We start from the raw sequence: 17,071 nt of genomic DNA, 5'->3' as shown, positions 1-17,071 counted from the left end.
GGTACTACCCCGGAAACAGTTGGTGCGATAGGAGGAAAGTGCCGGCACGGCAAGTACCATCCATAACACGACAGCCAAAGTAACGGATACACAACAATCCGATCATCCTTGGCGATCCTGCTCACAACGACGGGCGAACAGCGAAATAGTTCACCGTTCGTCCGGAACACACGAGGACGGCGGTGACAGCGCGGCTGGTTGTCACCAAGCAGGTCGGAGCGCACGCGACCGTCGCAATCGCCCGCCACCGCCCCGCGGGTGGCGGGCGAGACCAGGGCCCTCGTCCGCGGGGACGCTCAGCGGACGACGAGCATCGGGTCCTCAGGATGGTCGATCCACACCGCCGGAGCACCCGGTGTGACCACCGGCAGGAGCCGGACCCCCCACGGGAGCTGCGCCCCCTCGAGGGTGACCTCCATGGTCCACGACCCCGAGCTCGGAGCCGGCTGCAACTCGGCCAGCACCTGTCCCTCGGCCGGCGACCCGGGCGGCTCCTCGCCGGGCCGCGCCAACAGCACCAGCCTGGGGGCCGGCCCGGTCGCCCGCACCTGGACGCGCAGGGTCCGCCGGCGCCACCCCGCCTTCGACACCGAATAGGTGACGGACGTCAGCTCCGCCGGCGGTGGCACCGGCACCGGCGGCTGGAGCTGGGCCGGAGAACCGAGCGGCGCGGGCGGCCCGGGAACCAGGGCGTGGCCCTGGGTCTGGGCGGGCGCGGGGGGCGGCGCGGCGAGCGTGCCGGGGCCGGGTGCGCCGGGAACGGCCGGCGCCACGGAGTGCCCGCCGACGTCGGGCGTCGCTGGACCCGTCCCCATACCGGGGTGCGCCCCGGACGTGGCGGCCGCCGGTCCCGACCCGGGTGCGGCGGCGCCCATCGGGTCCGGCATGTCAACCGGGTCAGCCGCGGGCCGCGGGACGGCGGCTGACCACTCCTCGTGTTCCGGACGCTGGTCCGCCCCGGACTCGTCCGACGCCACGGGCAGCGGCATTCCCACCGTCGGCGGGCCCACAGGGACCCCGCCAGTCCCCGGCGCGCCGCCTCCGGCGCTCGGTCCGCCGGGCCCCGCCGGACCACCGGGAATCGGGAGGGCACCTGTCGCCGGCGGAGGGCCCGGCACCGGCGACGCGCCGGGAGCGGGCTGCGCACCCGAAAGCGGCGGGGCACCCGAAAACGGCGGGGCACCCGGAAGCGGCGGGGCACCCGATACAGGCGGACCGATCGGAGAGGACGGACCGAGCGGGGACGACGGACCACCTGGGGACGACGGACCGACAGGTACGGGAGCTACGAGCGGAGCGCCCCCGGGCGCCCGGACGGTCTCCGGGGACGGCATGACGTCGATCATGACCGGCCGGGCGCCCGCGGACACCGCGGGCAGCGGTGGCCCGCCGGCCGGCGGGCCACCGCCATGGCCGGGAGCGGTACCCCCGTGGCCGGGCGGGGCGGACTGCGCGGGACCGAGCCCGGCGCTGGCGGGATCGTGACCACCGTTGCCGGGACCGTGACCACCGTTGCCGGTCGGGAAGTCGGCGATGCCGGTCGGGAAGTCGGCGATGCCGGTCGGGAAGTCGGCGATGCCGGCGGTGAACTCGGAGACGTCGTGCGTCACCACCGGGAAGCGGTGCGGAGCCGAGCGGCCGAGCACACCAAGACCACCGACGACCGTGACCGGGGTGTAGATCAGCTCGCCGGTGCCGGGAGCAAGCGGAACCGCTGCGTCCCGCAGGTGACCCTGCCGGCTCGCGCCGACCAGGCGCAGCGGTGGTGTCAGCGCGGCGAGCGGGACCTCGGCGCCCTCGCCGCCCAGCAGCGCCAGCGGGCCGGAGCTCGGCTCGGGCCCCCGCCCGAACTCCCCCGCCCCGACCGACACCGCGCCGGCGCCAAGCACCCCGGTGCCGTGCCCACCGGCACCCTGCCCACCGGCACCCTGCCCACCGGCACCGTACGCACCCGCGCCATACCCGCCGGCCCCGTTCGCACCGGAGCCCGACCCGTCCGCACCGGGACCACCCGGGTGGAGAGCGCCGACGGCGCCGCCGGACGGCGGGACGGCCGTCGCGTAGACCCGCACCTCGGCCCCGGAACGCGGCGTCCACCGCAGGGCGACCTGCCCGTCCTCGGCGCCGACGACCAGGTCGGTGACCGGTCGCGGCCGGGTGAGCAGGCCGAATTCGGCCCGCGACCCCGAGGTGCGGGCGGCGCTGCCGTCGACGTCGGTGTACTCGACGAACGCGCGGTAGCGGTAGCCCACGCCGGGCAGCACGTCGGAGTCGAGGAAGCTCCCGCCGGTCACCCGGGCCCGGCGCGGCGGGGCGGAGACCGACGAGTCGGGATCGACCGTGCGCTCGATCGTCACGGTGTCGGACGGCCCGCTCGGCCGCCAGGTGAGGCGGACCCCGGTCGGGGTCGCCTCGGCCCGTAGGTCGGCGACGTCCCGCACGGCGATGACCGGCGCGGTGCTGACCGGCCAGGAGCGCCGCTCGCCGGAGAGCGCGGTCACCTCGTGCCGGACCGGCGTCCACGGTGGGGCGCCCGCGTCGGCGAGCTCGGTGGAGCTGGTGGTGCCCAGGCCGCGCCGGGTGAGCTGCCCGGAGCCGGGATCGACGGCGACCCGCTCCACCCGGTAGGTGACCGGGCCGGCCGAGGCGGACGGCCGCCAGCGCAGCAGGACCGCGTCGTCGGCCAGCACGGAGGTCAGATCGGTCGGTGGCTGCAGCGGCAGAGCAGCGAGAGCGCGCAGCGCGTCCGCGCTGTCGACGGCGGTGGCGAGCACGGCGACCAGCGCGGCCTCCTGCTGCTCGGGCGGCAGGCCGCGGGCGGCCTCGACCCGGCGCCGGATGACGGCCTGTTGCGCGGTCAGCTCGCCGAGCACCTCGGCCGGCGGGCGGCCGTCCGGCCCGGGGACGTCCGCCGCGCGGGCGACCAGCCAGCGGGCGCGTTCCACCGCGGCGTCGGAGCGCAGGGTGGAGCGTTCCTCCGCCAGTGCCCGCCAGCCCGCCTCGGCGGCGCCGAGCCCGGCCCGGACGAGCGACTCCAGCTCGTCGGCGGCCTCCGCCGTCCCGTTGCCGGCCCCCGAGCCGGCGGCCGCGACGGCCGCGCGCACCCGGGCGAGGCCGTCGCTCGCCTCGCGGGGGCGGCCGGCCTCCAGCGCCTGGCGCACGGCGGCGAGCGCGTCGCCGGCGGCCCGGACCTGGCGCAGGCTGTACCCGCAGCGCCGGCAGGTCACGGCGGCGGCCTCGGTGAGCGAGGCGCACCCGGGGCAGGTGGTGTAGAGCCCCGCGTCGCAGTACCGGCAGGTCCGCGAGCCGCCGACCGGCTCGGGACGTCCACAGCCGGGGCACAGCACGTAGTCGACGGCGCCGCCGGTGCTGACCGCGGCGCCCAGGTTGCGGGCGATGCCCAGGATGACCGTCTTCGCCTGCTCGGCGCCCAGCCCGCGGCCGGCGGCCAGGGCGGCCCGGACGAGCCCCTCGTAGGCGACTGCCGTCAGCTCGCCGTCGAGCACGACGTGCTCCTCGACGATCGGGCGGAGCTCGTCGGCGACATCGGCGAGCAGACCCGCGGTGTACGCCGCCGGGTCACCCTCGACCAGCCGGGAGCGCACCATGGCCAGCAGGTCGGCCGTCAGCGTCTTCTCGCGGTCGTGCGGGCGTCGGGCGTTGCCGGCCGCCACCGCCTCCCACGCGGAGCGGATGCGCTCCGGCCCGGCGTCGGGCGGCAGACCGAGGAAGTCCCACAGGGAGGCGGTGCCGGCCCGGTCTCCGCCGCGCAGGACGCGCAGGTCCTCCAGCCGCTGCCGGATCTGGCTGCGGACCTCGGGGGCGAGCGCCTCGACTCCGGCGCCGCCGCCGTCCGCGATGATGACCTCGCGGCCCAGCCGGGCGTCGAACTCGGCCCCGGTCACCCCGGCCGCGGCCGCGAGGCGGCGCAGGCCGGCGACCCTGGAGGCCGGGATGCCACCGAAACGATCACGCAGTGTGACGAGGTAGCCGTCGACCTTGGCGAGCCGCTCGGCGTCGCCGTTGCGCCGGGCATCGAGGACGGTGTGCCGCAGGCGGGCCCGGGCGTCGCCGTCGAGCAGCGGCGCCTCCCACTCGCCGCGGCGGCGCACCAGCTCGGTGGCCAGCGCCGCGTACTTCGCCGAGTTGCGCTCACGCTGCAGGAACGCCATCACCCGGGCGAGCTGCGCGGCGACCTCGGAGTCGGTGTGTTCCAGCAGCGGATCGAGGTCCGCGACCAGGTAGGGGTCGGCCGTGTCCACCGGGGTCCGGGCACGCAGCGGCGCCAGGACCCGTCGCCGGTAGCCGCTGCCGTCGAACGCCGCGCTCACCGTTTCACCCTCGTTCCGCCACCGCCCGCACGCCCGGGCACACCCGCTCCAGGTCGAGGGTACGGATCTCGGCTCGGGCCGCGGTCACGGTGGTGCTCATCCCCGCGAGCACCACCGCCGCCCCGACGGAGATCAGTTCCGTTGCTTGAGGAGATTGACCTTGGCCGATTCCTCGGTCTTCATGCTCTCGCTGCCGACCCCGGCCTTGACCCGCAGGACAAGCGGCTCGGAGGCGCCCACGTGGGTGGCGGTGACCTGGATGGTCTGGTCCCGGCCCATCTCGAAGGTGACCTCGACCGGTGTCCCGCGGGGATGACCGGCCGGGATGCCACTGATCGCGCCGGCCACGATCACCTTGTTGTCCTCGATGCGCGTCGACTCGACGCCGGTGCCCTGCTCGAAGACCCGGATGTCGACCTCGGACTGGTCGTCGGAGATCGTGTAGAAGGTGCGCTTCACCTGGATCGGCAGGGCGTCGTTCTGGTGGGCCAGAAATGCCGCCACCGCACTGCCGCGATCTTCCGCAAAGATCCCGAAGCCACGCGAGGTGACATCCGTCACGCGGGTGCGCACGAGGTCGACCACCGACGAGGTCGTCAGCCCGGCGGCGGACGCGCTCGCGGCGGCGGCGACCTCGAGGTCACCGGTCGCGGCCGCGTCGAGCTGCTGGTCCGGGCGCAGCCGTCCGCTGGCCACCAACTCCGCGCGGACCTCGCGCTCCAGTGCCTTCTTCTGCCCGTAGACCGCCGCGCCCTTGGCGACGGCGAGGTCCGGGTCGACCAGCCGGCAGGTGAGCCCGAAGGTCTCCCCCAGCCGGCGGGCGACCGCGGGCAGCTTGCTCATCCCGCCGACGAGGAGACAGAGGTCGATCTTGTCGACGCCCTTCTCCTTGGCCCGCTGCAGGACCGCGCCGGTGAGGTCGATCGTGCGCTGCAGCAGCGGCCCGGTGATCTCCTCCAGCGTCGCCCGGGTCACCGGCACGCTGCTCCGCCGCCCGCCGTGCATCACCAGGACGTCCACGCTCTCCCGCCCGGACAGCGCGAGCTTGGCGTCCTCGGCCGCGGTGAGCAGCTCCTGCTCGTCGTGGACGTCGTCGAGCGGGTCACCGGCGTCCGGCTGCTCCTGGACGAACTTCTGCGCCAGGTAGCGGACGATCTCGTTGTCCCAGTCGGCGCCGCCAAGCTCGTGGTCGCCGTCCGTGGCCACCACGGTGATGTCGTTCTCGCTGAGCCGGATCACCGTCGTGTCGAACGTGCCGCCGCCGAGGTCGTAGACGAGCACCGTCGAGGTGGACTGGCCGTCCTGGGCGAACCCGTAGGCGAACGCCGCCGCGGTCGGCTCGTTGATGATGTCGACGACGTTGAGGCCGGCGAGCTCGCCGGCGAGCTTGGTCGCCTTGCGCTCCTCGTCACCGAAGTAGGCCGGGACGGTGATGACCACGTCCGTCACCGGGGTCCCGGTCGCCCGCTGCGCGTCCGCGGCCAGTGCCTTGAGCACCAGGCTGGACACCGACGCGGCGCTGTACTCGACGTCGTACGCCACGAACCGCCAGTCCGAGGCGCCCATGTGCCGCTTGACGAGCCGCGCGACGTCGTCCGGGCGGATGCGCGCCTGACGCTTGGCCTGGGTGCCGACCACGAACGACGTCGAGCCACCGCCGCCGGACGCACCGGCCACCGCCCCTGCCGTGCCGGCCGTGCCGCCTTCCGCGCCGCCCGGGCCACCGGCGGCCGCGCCGTCGAAGAGGACCACCGAGGGGGTCGTCGGCTGTGACTCGATGTTGCGGATCACGTCCGGGCGGCCGTACTCGTCGACCTGGGCGATACACGAGTAGGTGGTGCCCAGGTCGATTCCGAACACCTTGGTGCCTGCCACCGTCTGATCTTCCCTTCACCTGACGACTGCTGCGGCCGGCAGACCACGACCGGCGACGCCCCCACCCGGCCGGCGCACGTGCCACCGGCTCCGCCGCCGGCGGCGTGCGCGCCGGCATCTGCCTCATGATGATGACGCGCGCGTGCCGGGCCGTCGGAGCCGGCCGTCCCCCGGGCCGTCCCGCCCCGCCGGGACGCCTGGTCAGAAGGCCCGGTAGACCTCGGTCTCGGCAGGTCGGACGACCATGGACTCCCCGCGGACGAAGCCGGGACGAACCGTCCGGGCGACAGTTCCCTCCAGCGCCGGATCGTCGGTGCCGACCCGGCGGACCCCCAGCGACCGCCCCGGATCGAACGGGTCGCCGGCCGCCGGCGCGTAGGGACGAACGTCCGCGGCCAGGTCCAGGATCTGGAGCAGCTGCTTGCGCAGGATCCCGGCGACGCTCTGGGCGTCCTCGGCACCGAGGCTGCTCATCTGGTCGTACAGCCGGACCAGCCCGCGCAGCAGCGGGGTCATCGCCTCGGTCAGCTCACCGCCGCGCAGCCGGCCGTTCTCCGCGTGCAGGCGGTCGACCAGCTCGGCGTCGTGGCGGCGCAGGCGGACGAGCTCGTCCACCCGATCGGCGAGGCGTTCCAGCACCTGCCGGTCGACCAGCGCCGCGGCGGACACGTCCGCTCCGGCTCCGTTCATGGCGGCTCCGTTCAAAGCGCCGTCCACGGCGGCGGCCAGCGGGGCCTCGTCCGACGGGACCGCGCCGGTCACAGCCGGGCCATCGGTGTCCCCCACCGCCAGGCCCACCGGGACCGCGCCGGACGGCACGCCCCCGGCACCCACCGAAACGGTGCCGGCCGGAACAGTGCCCGCCGGAACAGTGCCCGCCGGCATGGTCTGCGCGGGCACGGCGTCCGCGCCCGATCCGTCGATCACGTCCGCGTCGGCCGGCCGGCTGGTGCCGTCGAACGGCCCCTGCTCGAAACCGAGGCCGAGGCCGGTGCCCGGCGGTGGTGCGCCCAGCGCCTGCGCGCCGGCCCCGTCCGCCGTCCTGCCGGTGCCTGCCTCGTCTCCTGTCAGGAGATCATCTCCCGTCAGGAGGTCATCGAACGCCACAACATCATCGGATGCCGACAGATCACCGGACGCGACGACGTCGTCGGGCTCCAGCAACTCGCCGGACGCCACGACCTCGCCCGCCGCGGCATTGTCCGGCACAACACTGCCCGGCACGACGTCGCCTGTCGCCACGACGTCGTCGGCCGCCAAGGCGTCGTCCGCCAGGTGGCCACCCGGTGTCGGGAGGTCACCCGGTGTCGGGAGGTCACCCGGCACGAGGACATCCACCCGGTCCCGCGCGGCGAAGGCGTGCTCCGCGGCAGGGTAGTCCCCGATCGGGTCCCCGGCGTCGTCGAGCCGGCCGGGGACGCGGCCGGCGGGGGCGTCCCCGGCATGCCGGTCGGACACGCTCCCGCCGAGGATCTCGTAGTCGAGCAGGTCGAACTCGTCCCGACGGCTGGCGGGACGGGCCCCCGTCGAGTCCCCGCCGTCCCCGGCCGGGGCGTCCGGCATGCCGGCGGGCTCGGTCGACTGGCGCACGTAGCGCCGGAAGAAATCGATCTTCTGCGCGGGCATCGGCGGCAGCTCGGCACCGCCGCGATCGTCGGCTCCGTCGTAGCCGGCGGCTGTGTACTCACCGTCGCCGGAGTAGCCGGTGTCCCCGCCGTAGCCGGTGTCCCCGCCGTAGCCGGTTCCGCCGCCGGGCGCGAAAGCGGTGCCGCGGCCGGCATCGGCCTTCGCCTCGTAGGCGGCGCCACCCGCGTAGCCCGCATCATCGGTGTAGTCGGCGCCACCGGCGTAGGCGGCGTCGCGCCGGTATGCCGGGCCGTCCGGGAAGTCGCCCTCGCGTTCGTACCGGTCGGACCCGCGGACGTACGGAGCGGCATCCGGGTAGCCCTCGCCACCGGCACGCGGGCCGTCCCCCGAGTACTCCTCGTCACCGGCGAACGCCGTGTCCCTCGGGTACTCCGCATCTCCCGAGAACTGGGAGTCGCCCGAGAACCGCGGGTCGTCCGAGTACCGCACCTCCCCCGCGAACCGCGCGTCACCTTCAGCGAACCGCGCATCACCGGAGTACTCGGCGTCGCCGGAGCCGTCCGGGACGAACTCCGGGTCGCGGGCGTATCCCGGCGTGCCGGCATACGCCGCGGCACCGCCGCCGTCCCCGGCGTACCGGGGCTCGCCGCGGTAGCCGCCGTCGTCGGGATAGCCGCGAGCGGCGTTGTAGCTGGTCCGGCGCGGGAGCGGGGGCTCGCCACCGCGGGTGTAATCCGCCTCGCCCGTGAAAGCCGCCTCACCGGGGAAGCCGGGAGCGTCGGCGAACCCGTCACCGCCCGCGTACCGCGGCCCGCCCGGGTACCCGGGACCGCGGTCGTACTCGCCGTCGGCGGTCTCGGGCCGCCGGTAGCCGTCGCCCGCGTACCGGTCCTCGCCCTCCGGCCCGGACTCGTACGTGCTCTCCTCGTACCTGCCGCCGGCGTACCCGGGGTCGCCGTAGGCCTCGTCCGGGTAGGCGGAGCGGTAGCCCGCCTCCGGATCTCCCTCGCCGCGGTCCGGTGGGCCGTACCCGGCGCGCTCGTAGGTGTCCGGGGCGAATCCACGACCGCCCCCGGCCGGCGCGCCCGCGCCACCGGAGTCGGAGCGCTCGCGCCCCGACCGGCCGCCCGGCAGCCGTGACACATAGCCCCTGGGACGGAGGTACTCCCCGTCGCCCGGGTCGGTGCCGTCGTCCGTGTCGTACCAGGCGGACGTCCGCTCCGGCCCGTCCGACCGGGGCTCGCCCCGATCGTCCTCGCCCTGCTCCCGGGTGTCGGGCAGCTCCTCGCCGGGCAGGTCCTCGGGGGCGAACCAGCGGTAACCACCGGCGCCGCCCCGGCCCTCGCCCGCCTCACCCGGGCCGCCGGAGCGGCCCGACCGGGAGGAACGCCGTGGCTGGAACATGGAGTAACGCCCCTCCCCGTCAGGCGGCGGCAACGGACGGGTCATCCCGGTGCGTGGGCCCTGATCACGACTGATTCCCGGCTACTGCGGACAGCCTGCCCGGTTCCGGCGTTCCACTCAACTCCGGGTCCGCCCCGCGCACCGCGGGACGGGCCGCGGTGACCGGTCACTTGCGGCCAGCGGTCCAGTCCAGGCCCCACGAGTACGCCTTGTCCAGCTCGCGGTGCCCGCTGACATACCGGACCTCCCGGCTGACGGAGAAGTCACCACCGGTGTTCGTCAGCAGCGCGATCGCGCACATCCGGGCGCCGCCGGCCCGCTCGTCGAGGCGGACCTCGATCGGCGCGCCCTGGGCCGGGGTCAGCGTCACCACGGCGTCGGCCTGGTCGAAGGAGGCCACGCCCTCGTAGATGAAGGCGAAGACCAGCAGGCGACGGATCTCACCGATCCGGGCGAGGTTGACGTGCAGGTTCTCACCGCCGGCTGCGGCCCCGGTCCGGTCGTCGGCGTCGAGGTTGACGTACGGCGGGTTGTCGAACGAGCCGAAGGCGTTGCCGAGCGCCTGGACCACGCCGGAACGGCCGTCCGCCAGCTCGAACAGGCAGGCCAGGTCGAGGTCGATGCCGCCGTTGCCGGCGCTGAGCACCCGCTTGAGGAAGCCGCCCTTACCCCCGCCGCCGCCGCCGGTCCCGGTCTGGTTCCAGTTCAGGTTGACGTGCAGCCGCCCGCCGCCACCCTGCTTGCTCAGCGACACGGTCGGCGTGGACTTGGTCAGCGTGACCTTGCTCAGCGACACCGGCGGCCCCGCCGCCGGTGCGGCGGGTCGTTTGCTGTAGTCGATGCCCATGTTCCGCTCCCTTGCGGTCGGTGGGTGATGGCAGTGGGTGACGGCGGTGGGGTGGTCGGCGGTGAGATAGGTGGTGGTGGGTGGTGGTCGGTGGTGACGTCAGCTCCGGGTGCCGACGACCGGCGCGTCCTCGGGATCGCCGGCGTCCCCGGGCTGGTCACCCGCGGCCGCGGCGTCCCCGCCGTCGAGGTTCCCCTGCCGCTCCTTCGAGCGGTGGCGGATCGAGGACAGCAGGGCCAGCCCGATGAACGCCACACCGATCAGCCCGGTGACGATCTCGTGCACCTCGGTCTCGATCGAGACCGCCAGGATGACGGCGAGCGCGCCGATCGCGTAGTGCGCTCCGTGTTCCAGGTAGATGTACTCGCCCAGTGTCCCGCGCCGGACGAGGTACACCGTGGTCGACCTGATGTACATGGCGCCGATACCCAGGCCGGCCGCGATGATGAAGATGTTCTGCGAGATGGCGAACGCCCCGACGACGCCGTCGAACGAGAACGACGCGTCGATCACCTCGAGGTAGAGGAACAGGAAGAAGGCGGCCCGGCCGGTCGCAAGGACCACGTCCGAGGTTCCCGTGGTGCGACCGGGTGCCGAGCCGTTGGCCCCGGCCTTCTCGTCCTCGTCGTCCTCGTCGTCGTCCGCGCCGATTCCGCGGGCCTCGAAGAACTCGCCCAGCCCGCGGACACCCAGATAGGTGGCGAGACCGGCGACCCCCGCCGTCAGCACCTGCTGGGTGTGGTCGCCGGAGAAGGCCTCCCCCACGACCAGCAACGCGACGAGCCCCAGCACGACGGACACGACATCGAGCTGGCCGGCCCGGCGGAACGGCTCCTCGATGCGCTTGATCCACTGGATCTCGCGCTCCGGGTCGAACATGAAGTCAAGGAAGATCATAAAAAGGAAGATCCCGCCGAAGGCGGCGATCGAGGGGTGCGCGTCGTGCAGCCGGGCCCCGTACTCCTCCTCGTGGTTCAGCGCCAGGTCGAAGACGTCCACCGGGCTGAGATGCGCCGTCAGCGCCACGATCACGATCGGGAACAGCAGCCGCATCCCGAACACGGCGATGATGACGCCGACGCTGAGGAAGATGCGCTGCCAGAACTCGCTCATCCGGCGCAGGATCGTCGCGTTGATGACCGCGTTGTCGAACGAGAGGCTGATCTCGAGGACGGCGAGGATCGCGACGATCGCCGCGGCGTCCCCGCCGCCGATCACACCAGCCCCCGCGACCCCGATCACCGTGATGGCGAGGGACCAGCCGAAAATTCGAAGTGCGTGCACTCCTTGGAACACCTCCCGGACCGGCTCACAGTGCTCCGACAGGCGTTTACGGACGAGCTCCGCGGTCCGTACGGAACCCACCACACACAACGTCACACACTGTCGCCGACCGCTGCGTCCAGCTCACCGGGCGGTGTAGGTCCCGCGGTCGAGCGAATCGTAGCCAGGTACGGGTCGCTCGGCACGACCGAAACCCGACAGGCGCCCACCTTCCCCACCGTCCGTACACGGCTGGATCCATCGGCGCGAACGCGTCGCAGGGGGCCGGCCGGCCCGTGACCCGCTCGAGCTCCCGGCCGGGGACCGCCGGCGGAACCGGAGTCGATGCCGGGGTCAGCGCCAACGCCGAGGATCACCCCGGGACCAAGTCGTCCCGGGGTGATGTCGCGCACGCGGACGCGAACCGTCAGACGTTCACCCCGTAGTCACGGGCGATTCCCGCGAGGCCGGAGGCGTAGCCCTGGCCGACCGCGCGGAACTTCCACTCCGCCCCGTGCCGGTAGACCTCGCCGAAGACCATGGCGGTCTCGGTCGAGGCGTCCTCGGTGAGGTCGTAGCGCGCGATCTCGGCCTGGCCGGCGGCGTTCACCACGCGGATGAACGCGTTTCGCACCTGCCCGAAGCTCTGCGAGCGCGAGTCCGCGTCGTAGATGGAGACCGGAAAGACGATCTTGTCGATCTCGGTCGGGAGGCCCGCCAGGTCGACGTTGATCTTCTCGTCGTCACCCTCGCCCTCACCGGTGAGGTTGTCGCCCTGGTGCTCGATCGCGCCTTCCGGGCTCTTCAGGTTGTTGAAGAAGATGAAGTGCCCGTCCGAGACCACCTTGCCGTCCGCCCGGCACGCGATCGCGCTGGCGTCCAGGTCGAAGTCGGCGCCGGTGGTCGTCCGCACGTCCCAGCCGAGACCGACGATGATGTTCGTGAGACCGGGCGCCTCCTTGGTCAGCGACACGTTGCCGCCCTTGCTGAGGCTGACTCCCACTGCTCCTCCAGGTTCGGTGTTGTCGGATGCTCGCCGGGCCGGCTTCCCAGCCGGCCCGGCGCTGTCGCCCGCGCGCGGTGGTCGCGCCGGGGGCGACGCGGCGCCCCCGGCCGCCCAGGGGTCCGGGCGCCGGCAGCGTACTGCGTCACACATCACGCCCCGGGCCCTCGCGGGTCCGGTGTGTCCACCTCGGGCCCTCGCGGGCCCGGTCTGGTCACCTGCGTCACATGTCCAGCCTCGCGCGAGCCGGCGGGACCTGCCCGGCAGCGACGCGTGCCCCCGGGCGGTTGCCGGCAGCCACCCGCACCGCCACTTCACCCGAGGGCGACCGCCACGGCGGCCGTACCCTCCGGCTGCCGTGGCCGGGCCGTGCTCCGCCCGCCCGGCGCCCGGGTCGATCGGAACTCGGTGTTCTGCAGTTCTGTGTTCAGCGGGACGAACGAGCGCGCGACGAGGTTCCCAGATCACCGAGCGTGCCACCACCAAAGGCTCACCACCCCTAGGGGCCACTGTCACCCAAACGACACATCGCCCGAACTCGACGTGCGGCGGGCGATGCGGTGGGCACACCGTCAGAAACGAGCGCCATCGAGGCTCCCGGACCGGCGCGGCGACCCGTCCGACGTCACCCACCGGACACACCACAGTGTCTACAAGAGCAATACTCGCCACGGAAGGTTAACCACCGGAGCAAGCCGGGAACATCGGTCAGGACCGTGACCATCGGGACAGCACAGGCAGACCCACCACAGAGACAACGTGGGCCCATCCGGTGGTTGCATGCAGTTCACGTGGCGGTGTCACCGAACGCCATGTACAGGGTCGACCATTGAGTCGTGGTTCGTCTGGATAAGGTCCCCATGATGATCGGACGTTCAGTAGGCCGGGTTGTCATCACTGACGCGCGCCCGGTCGTCTCCTGTGGCCAGTGGCCGTCGCGGGCGGTGGAGGGGGAAACCCTCACCGTCAGCGCGACGGTCTTCCGTGAGGGGCATGACCTCATCGGGGCCAATGTCGTTCTTTCCGGCCCCGACGGCCAGGGAGTTCCGTTTACGCGGATGAAACTCGCCGGCGCGGGCACGGACCGCTACGAGGCCGATGTCGTCATGGGCCGTGAGGGCCTGTGGGGCTATCGCGTGGAGGCCTGGGCTGATCCGCTGGCCACCTGGCGGCACGGCATCGAGCTCAAGGTCGGTGCCGGCCAGACGGTGGACGAGCTGGCGGTCGACTTCGAGGACGGCGCGCGGCTGCTGCTGCGCGCGCTGCCCGGAGTGCCCGAGCCCCGCCGGGTCGACATCGCGCGGGCCGTCGCGGTCCTGCGCGACGACGACGTGACGGATCCGCACGAGCGCATCGCCGTCGCCTGCTCCCCGGAGCTGGCCGGCCTGCTCGACGAGCACCCGCTGCGCGAGCTCGTGACCCGCACCCCGTTGTACCGGGTGTGGGTGGACCGCGAGCGGGCGCTCTACGGCAGCTGGTACGAGCTGTTCCCCCGGTCCGAGGGCGCGAGCCTCGACCCACCGCGATCGGGCACCTTCCTCACCGCCGCGGAACGACTGCCGGCCGTCGCCGCGATGGGCTTCGACGTGGTCTATCTGCCACCGATCCACCCGATCGGCGAGATCAACCGCAAGGGCCCGAACAACACCCTCACGCCCGGCCCGGAGGACCCCGGTTCACCGTGGGCCATCGGCAGCTCGCAGGGCGGCCACGACGCCGTCCACCCGGATCTGGGGACCCTGGACGACTTCGACCTCTTCGTCGCGCGGGCCCGCTCGCTCGGCATGGAGGTCGCGCTCGACCTGGCGTTGCAGTGCGCGCCGGACCACCCCTGGGCGAAGCACCATCCGGAGTGGTTCGTCGTGCGCAGCGACGGCTCGATCGCGTACGCGGAGAATCCGCCGAAGAAGTACCAGGACATCTATCCCCTGAACTTCGACGCCGACCCGATCGGTCTATATCACGAGATTCTGCGGGTGGTCCGGTTCTGGACGGCCCGCGGCGTCCGGATCTTCCGGGTGGACAATCCGCACACGAAGCCGGTCGAGTTCTGGGAGTGGCTCATCGGCCAGGTCAAGGCGACCGAGCCGGACGTGCTGTTCCTGGCCGAGGCGTTCACCCGCCCGGCGATGATGCACACGCTCGCCAAGATTGGCTTCACCCAGTCCTACACCTACTTCACCTGGCGCAACGAGCGCCGTGAGCTGGAGGAGTACGCGCAGGAGCTGGTCGACGCGGCGCACTACATGCGGCCCAACTTCTTCGTCAACACCCCGGACATCCTGCCCGGGTTCCTGCAGACGGGCGGGCCGGCGGCGTTCCGCATCCGGGCGGTGCTCGCCTCGATGCTCTCCCCGACCTGGGGAGTGTACGCGGGGTACGAGCTGTACGAGAACTCCCCCGTGCGGGCCGGGAGCGAGGAGTACCTCGACTCGGAGAAATACCAGTACAAGCCGCGGGACTGGGCCGGCGCGGAACGCGCCGGGGCCTCGCTGGCGCCCTACCTCACCCGGCTCAACCAGATCCGGCGCGACCACCCGGCCCTGCACTGGATGCGCAACCTGCACATCCACGAGTCCGCGACGCCCGAGATCACAGTCTTCTCCAAACGGCACACCACGGCCCGGGCGGGCGGACCCGCCCTCGGCCGCCTCCGCCCCGACGACGACCTCGTCATCGTCGTCGTCAACCTTGACCCGCATTCGGCCCGGGAGACCACCGTGCGACTGGACATGCCCGCTCTCGGGCTTGACTGGGGCGACCGCTTCGAAGTGCACGACGAGATGACCGGCGTCACCTACCAGTGGGGCCGTGAGAACTACGTCCGCCTGGAGCCGACCGAGCCCGCCCACATCCTGACCGCGCGGCGCCTGCCGTGAACGAGTCGGAACCGTTCGCGGAGCAGCCGCTGCGCGAGACCGCGGCCGAGGGCGGCGACACGGGGACGTCCCAGGACCCGCTGTGGTTCAAGCGGGCCGTGTTCTACGAGGTCCTCGTCCGCGGCTTCGCCGACTCCAACGGCGACGGCACCGGTGACCTGGCCGGGCTGGTCTCGAAACTGGACTACCTCGAGTGGCTCGGCGTGGACTGCCTGTGGCTGCTGCCCATCTACTCCTCGCCGCTGCGCGACGGCGGGTACGACATCAGCGACTACTTCCAGATCCTCCCCGAGTTCGGGGACCTGGGCGACTTCATCAACCTCGTCGACGAGGCGCACCGGCGCGGGCTACGGATCATCGCCGACCTGGTGATGAACCACACCTCCGACGAGCACCCGTGGTTCCAGGCGTCGCGCTCGGACCCGGACGGGCCGTACGGCGACTTCTACGTCTGGTCCGACACCGACGAGAAGTACCCCGACGCCCGGATCATCTTCGTCGACACCGAGAAGTCGAACTGGACCTGGGACCCGGTGCGCGGGCAGTACTACTGGCACCGGTTCTTCTCCCACCAGCCCGACCTCAACTACGACAACCCGGACGTCCAGGAGGCGATGCTGGAGGTCCTGCGCTTCTGGCTCGACCTCGGCCTCGACGGGTTCCGCCTGGACGCCGTTCCCTACCTGTACGTGCGCGAGGGCACGAACGGGGAGAACCTGCCGGAGACGCACGAGTACCTGCGCCGGGTCCGCAAGGAGATCGACGCCAAGTACGCCGACAGGGTCATGCTGGCCGAGGCGAACCAGTGGCCCTCGGACGTCGTCCAGTACTTCGGCAATGACGACGAGTGCCACATGGCCTTCCACTTCCCGCTGATGCCGCGCATCTTCATGGCGGTGCGGCGGGAGTCGCGCTACCCGATCTCGGAGATCCTGGCGCAGACCCCGGAGATCCCGCCGAACTGCCAGTGGGGCATCTTCCTGCGCAACCACGACGAGCTGACCCTGGAGATGGTCACCGACGAGGAGCGGGACTACATGTACGCCGAGTACGCGAAGGACCCGCGTATGAAGGCGAACATCGGGATCCGCCGACGCCTCGCCCCGCTGCTGGACAACAGCCGCGACCAGATGGAGCTGTTTACCGCCCTGCTGCTCTCCCTGCCCGGCAGTCCCGTGCTCTACTACGGCGACGAGATCGGTATGGGCGACAACATCTATCTCGGTGACCGCGACGGCGTGCGCACCCCGATGCAGTGGTCCCCGGACCGCAACGCCGGGTTCTCGACAACCGACCCGGCCCGGCTGTACCTGCCGGTGATCATGGACCCGGTGTACGGCTACCAGGCGCTGAACGTCGAGGCCGAGCAGCGGATGCCGACGTCGTTCCTGTCTTGGACCAGGCGGATGATCGAGGTCCGCAAGCGGCATCCCGTCTTCGGGCTCGGCACCTACGAGGAGCTCGGCGCGTCGAATCCGTCGGTCTTCGCGTATGTCCGGGAGTTCGGTGACGACAGGGTGCTCTGCGTCGCGAACCTCTCCCGGTTCGCCCAGCCCGTCGAGCTTGACCTGCGGAGATTCGCCGGCCTGGTGCCGGTGGAGCTGCTCGGCCGGGTCCATTTCCCACCGGTCGGCGAGCTTCCGTACCTGCTGACACTGCCCGGTCACGGACACTACTGGTTCGCTCTGTCCAATCCGGGGGAATTCACTCAGTAGACGTCAGGACAGCCGTCAGGACATGCGGCTGGACGCGCCGTACGGCTGGCGTCGCCCGCGCGGTGTGTCCGGGCGGAACCGAACCGGGCCGAACCCGGTCGGTTCGGTCTTGATCTCCGGGCCGGACGACGCCAGGATTCACTCCTCCGGTGCCGCGCGGTTCTCCA

8 protein-coding genes are annotated in these 17,071 nt (G+C 72.5%); 2 read left to right on the top strand and 6 right to left on the bottom strand.

Going from position 1 to position 17,071, the window contains the following annotated elements; translation table 11 throughout:
* Positions 1 to 296 precede the first annotated feature (296 nt).
* The 6 genes from FRANEAN1_RS05180 to FRANEAN1_RS05155 form a co-directional block, all read right to left on the bottom strand.
* On the bottom strand, positions 297 to 4,331 hold the full coding sequence (locus tag FRANEAN1_RS05180; protein WP_020458697.1) for a hypothetical protein: 4,035 nt from the start codon (positions 4,329 to 4,331) through the stop codon (positions 297 to 299).
* Between the two features lie 132 nt (positions 4,332 to 4,463).
* Positions 4,464 to 6,206 (bottom strand): Hsp70 family protein, encoded by a 1,743-nt coding sequence (locus tag FRANEAN1_RS05175; RefSeq protein WP_020458696.1) that lies wholly within the window; start codon positions 6,204 to 6,206, stop codon positions 4,464 to 4,466.
* Positions 6,207 to 6,407: 201 nt separating this feature from the next.
* Complete coding sequence (locus FRANEAN1_RS43035) at positions 6,408 to 9,197, bottom strand: hypothetical protein (protein WP_020458695.1); 2,790 nt, start codon at positions 9,195 to 9,197, stop codon at positions 6,408 to 6,410.
* Between the two features lie 166 nt (positions 9,198 to 9,363).
* A complete protein-coding gene (locus tag FRANEAN1_RS05165; protein WP_020458694.1) occupies positions 9,364 to 10,044 on the bottom strand; it encodes a tellurium resistance protein TerA in 681 nt (226 codons plus the stop codon).
* 99 nt (positions 10,045 to 10,143) lie between these two features.
* Positions 10,144 to 11,328 carry a DUF475 domain-containing protein gene (locus tag FRANEAN1_RS05160; RefSeq protein WP_041255525.1) on the bottom strand — a complete coding sequence of 395 codons (1,185 nt, stop codon included), beginning with the start codon at positions 11,326 to 11,328 and terminating at the stop codon, positions 10,144 to 10,146.
* 406 nt (positions 11,329 to 11,734) lie between these two features.
* On the bottom strand, positions 11,735 to 12,310 hold the full coding sequence (locus tag FRANEAN1_RS05155) for a TerD family protein (RefSeq protein ID WP_020458691.1): 576 nt from the start codon (positions 12,308 to 12,310) through the stop codon (positions 11,735 to 11,737).
* Positions 12,311 to 13,170: 860 nt separating this feature from the next.
* On the opposite strand from FRANEAN1_RS05155, the gene FRANEAN1_RS05150 reads away from it, so the two are divergent.
* Both FRANEAN1_RS05150 and treS read left to right on the top strand, forming a co-directional pair.
* Positions 13,171 to 15,189, top strand: a complete 2,019-nt coding sequence (locus FRANEAN1_RS05150; RefSeq protein WP_020458689.1) for an alpha-1,4-glucan--maltose-1-phosphate maltosyltransferase — start codon at positions 13,171 to 13,173, stop codon at positions 15,187 to 15,189.
* Positions 15,186 to 16,904 carry a maltose alpha-D-glucosyltransferase gene (gene treS, locus FRANEAN1_RS05145; RefSeq protein WP_020458688.1) on the top strand — a complete coding sequence of 573 codons (1,719 nt, stop codon included), beginning with the start codon at positions 15,186 to 15,188 and terminating at the stop codon, positions 16,902 to 16,904. The genes FRANEAN1_RS05150 and treS overlap by 4 nt, the downstream gene beginning before the upstream one ends.
* Positions 16,905 to 17,071: the final 167 nt, after the last annotated feature.

The sequence above is a fragment of the Parafrankia sp. EAN1pec genome, assembly GCF_000018005.1.
Lineage (GTDB): Bacteria > Actinomycetota > Actinomycetes > Frankiales > Frankiaceae > Parafrankia > Parafrankia soli.
Note: the sequence above shows the minus strand (reverse complement) of the source record. Positions and strands in the feature narration are given on the sequence as shown.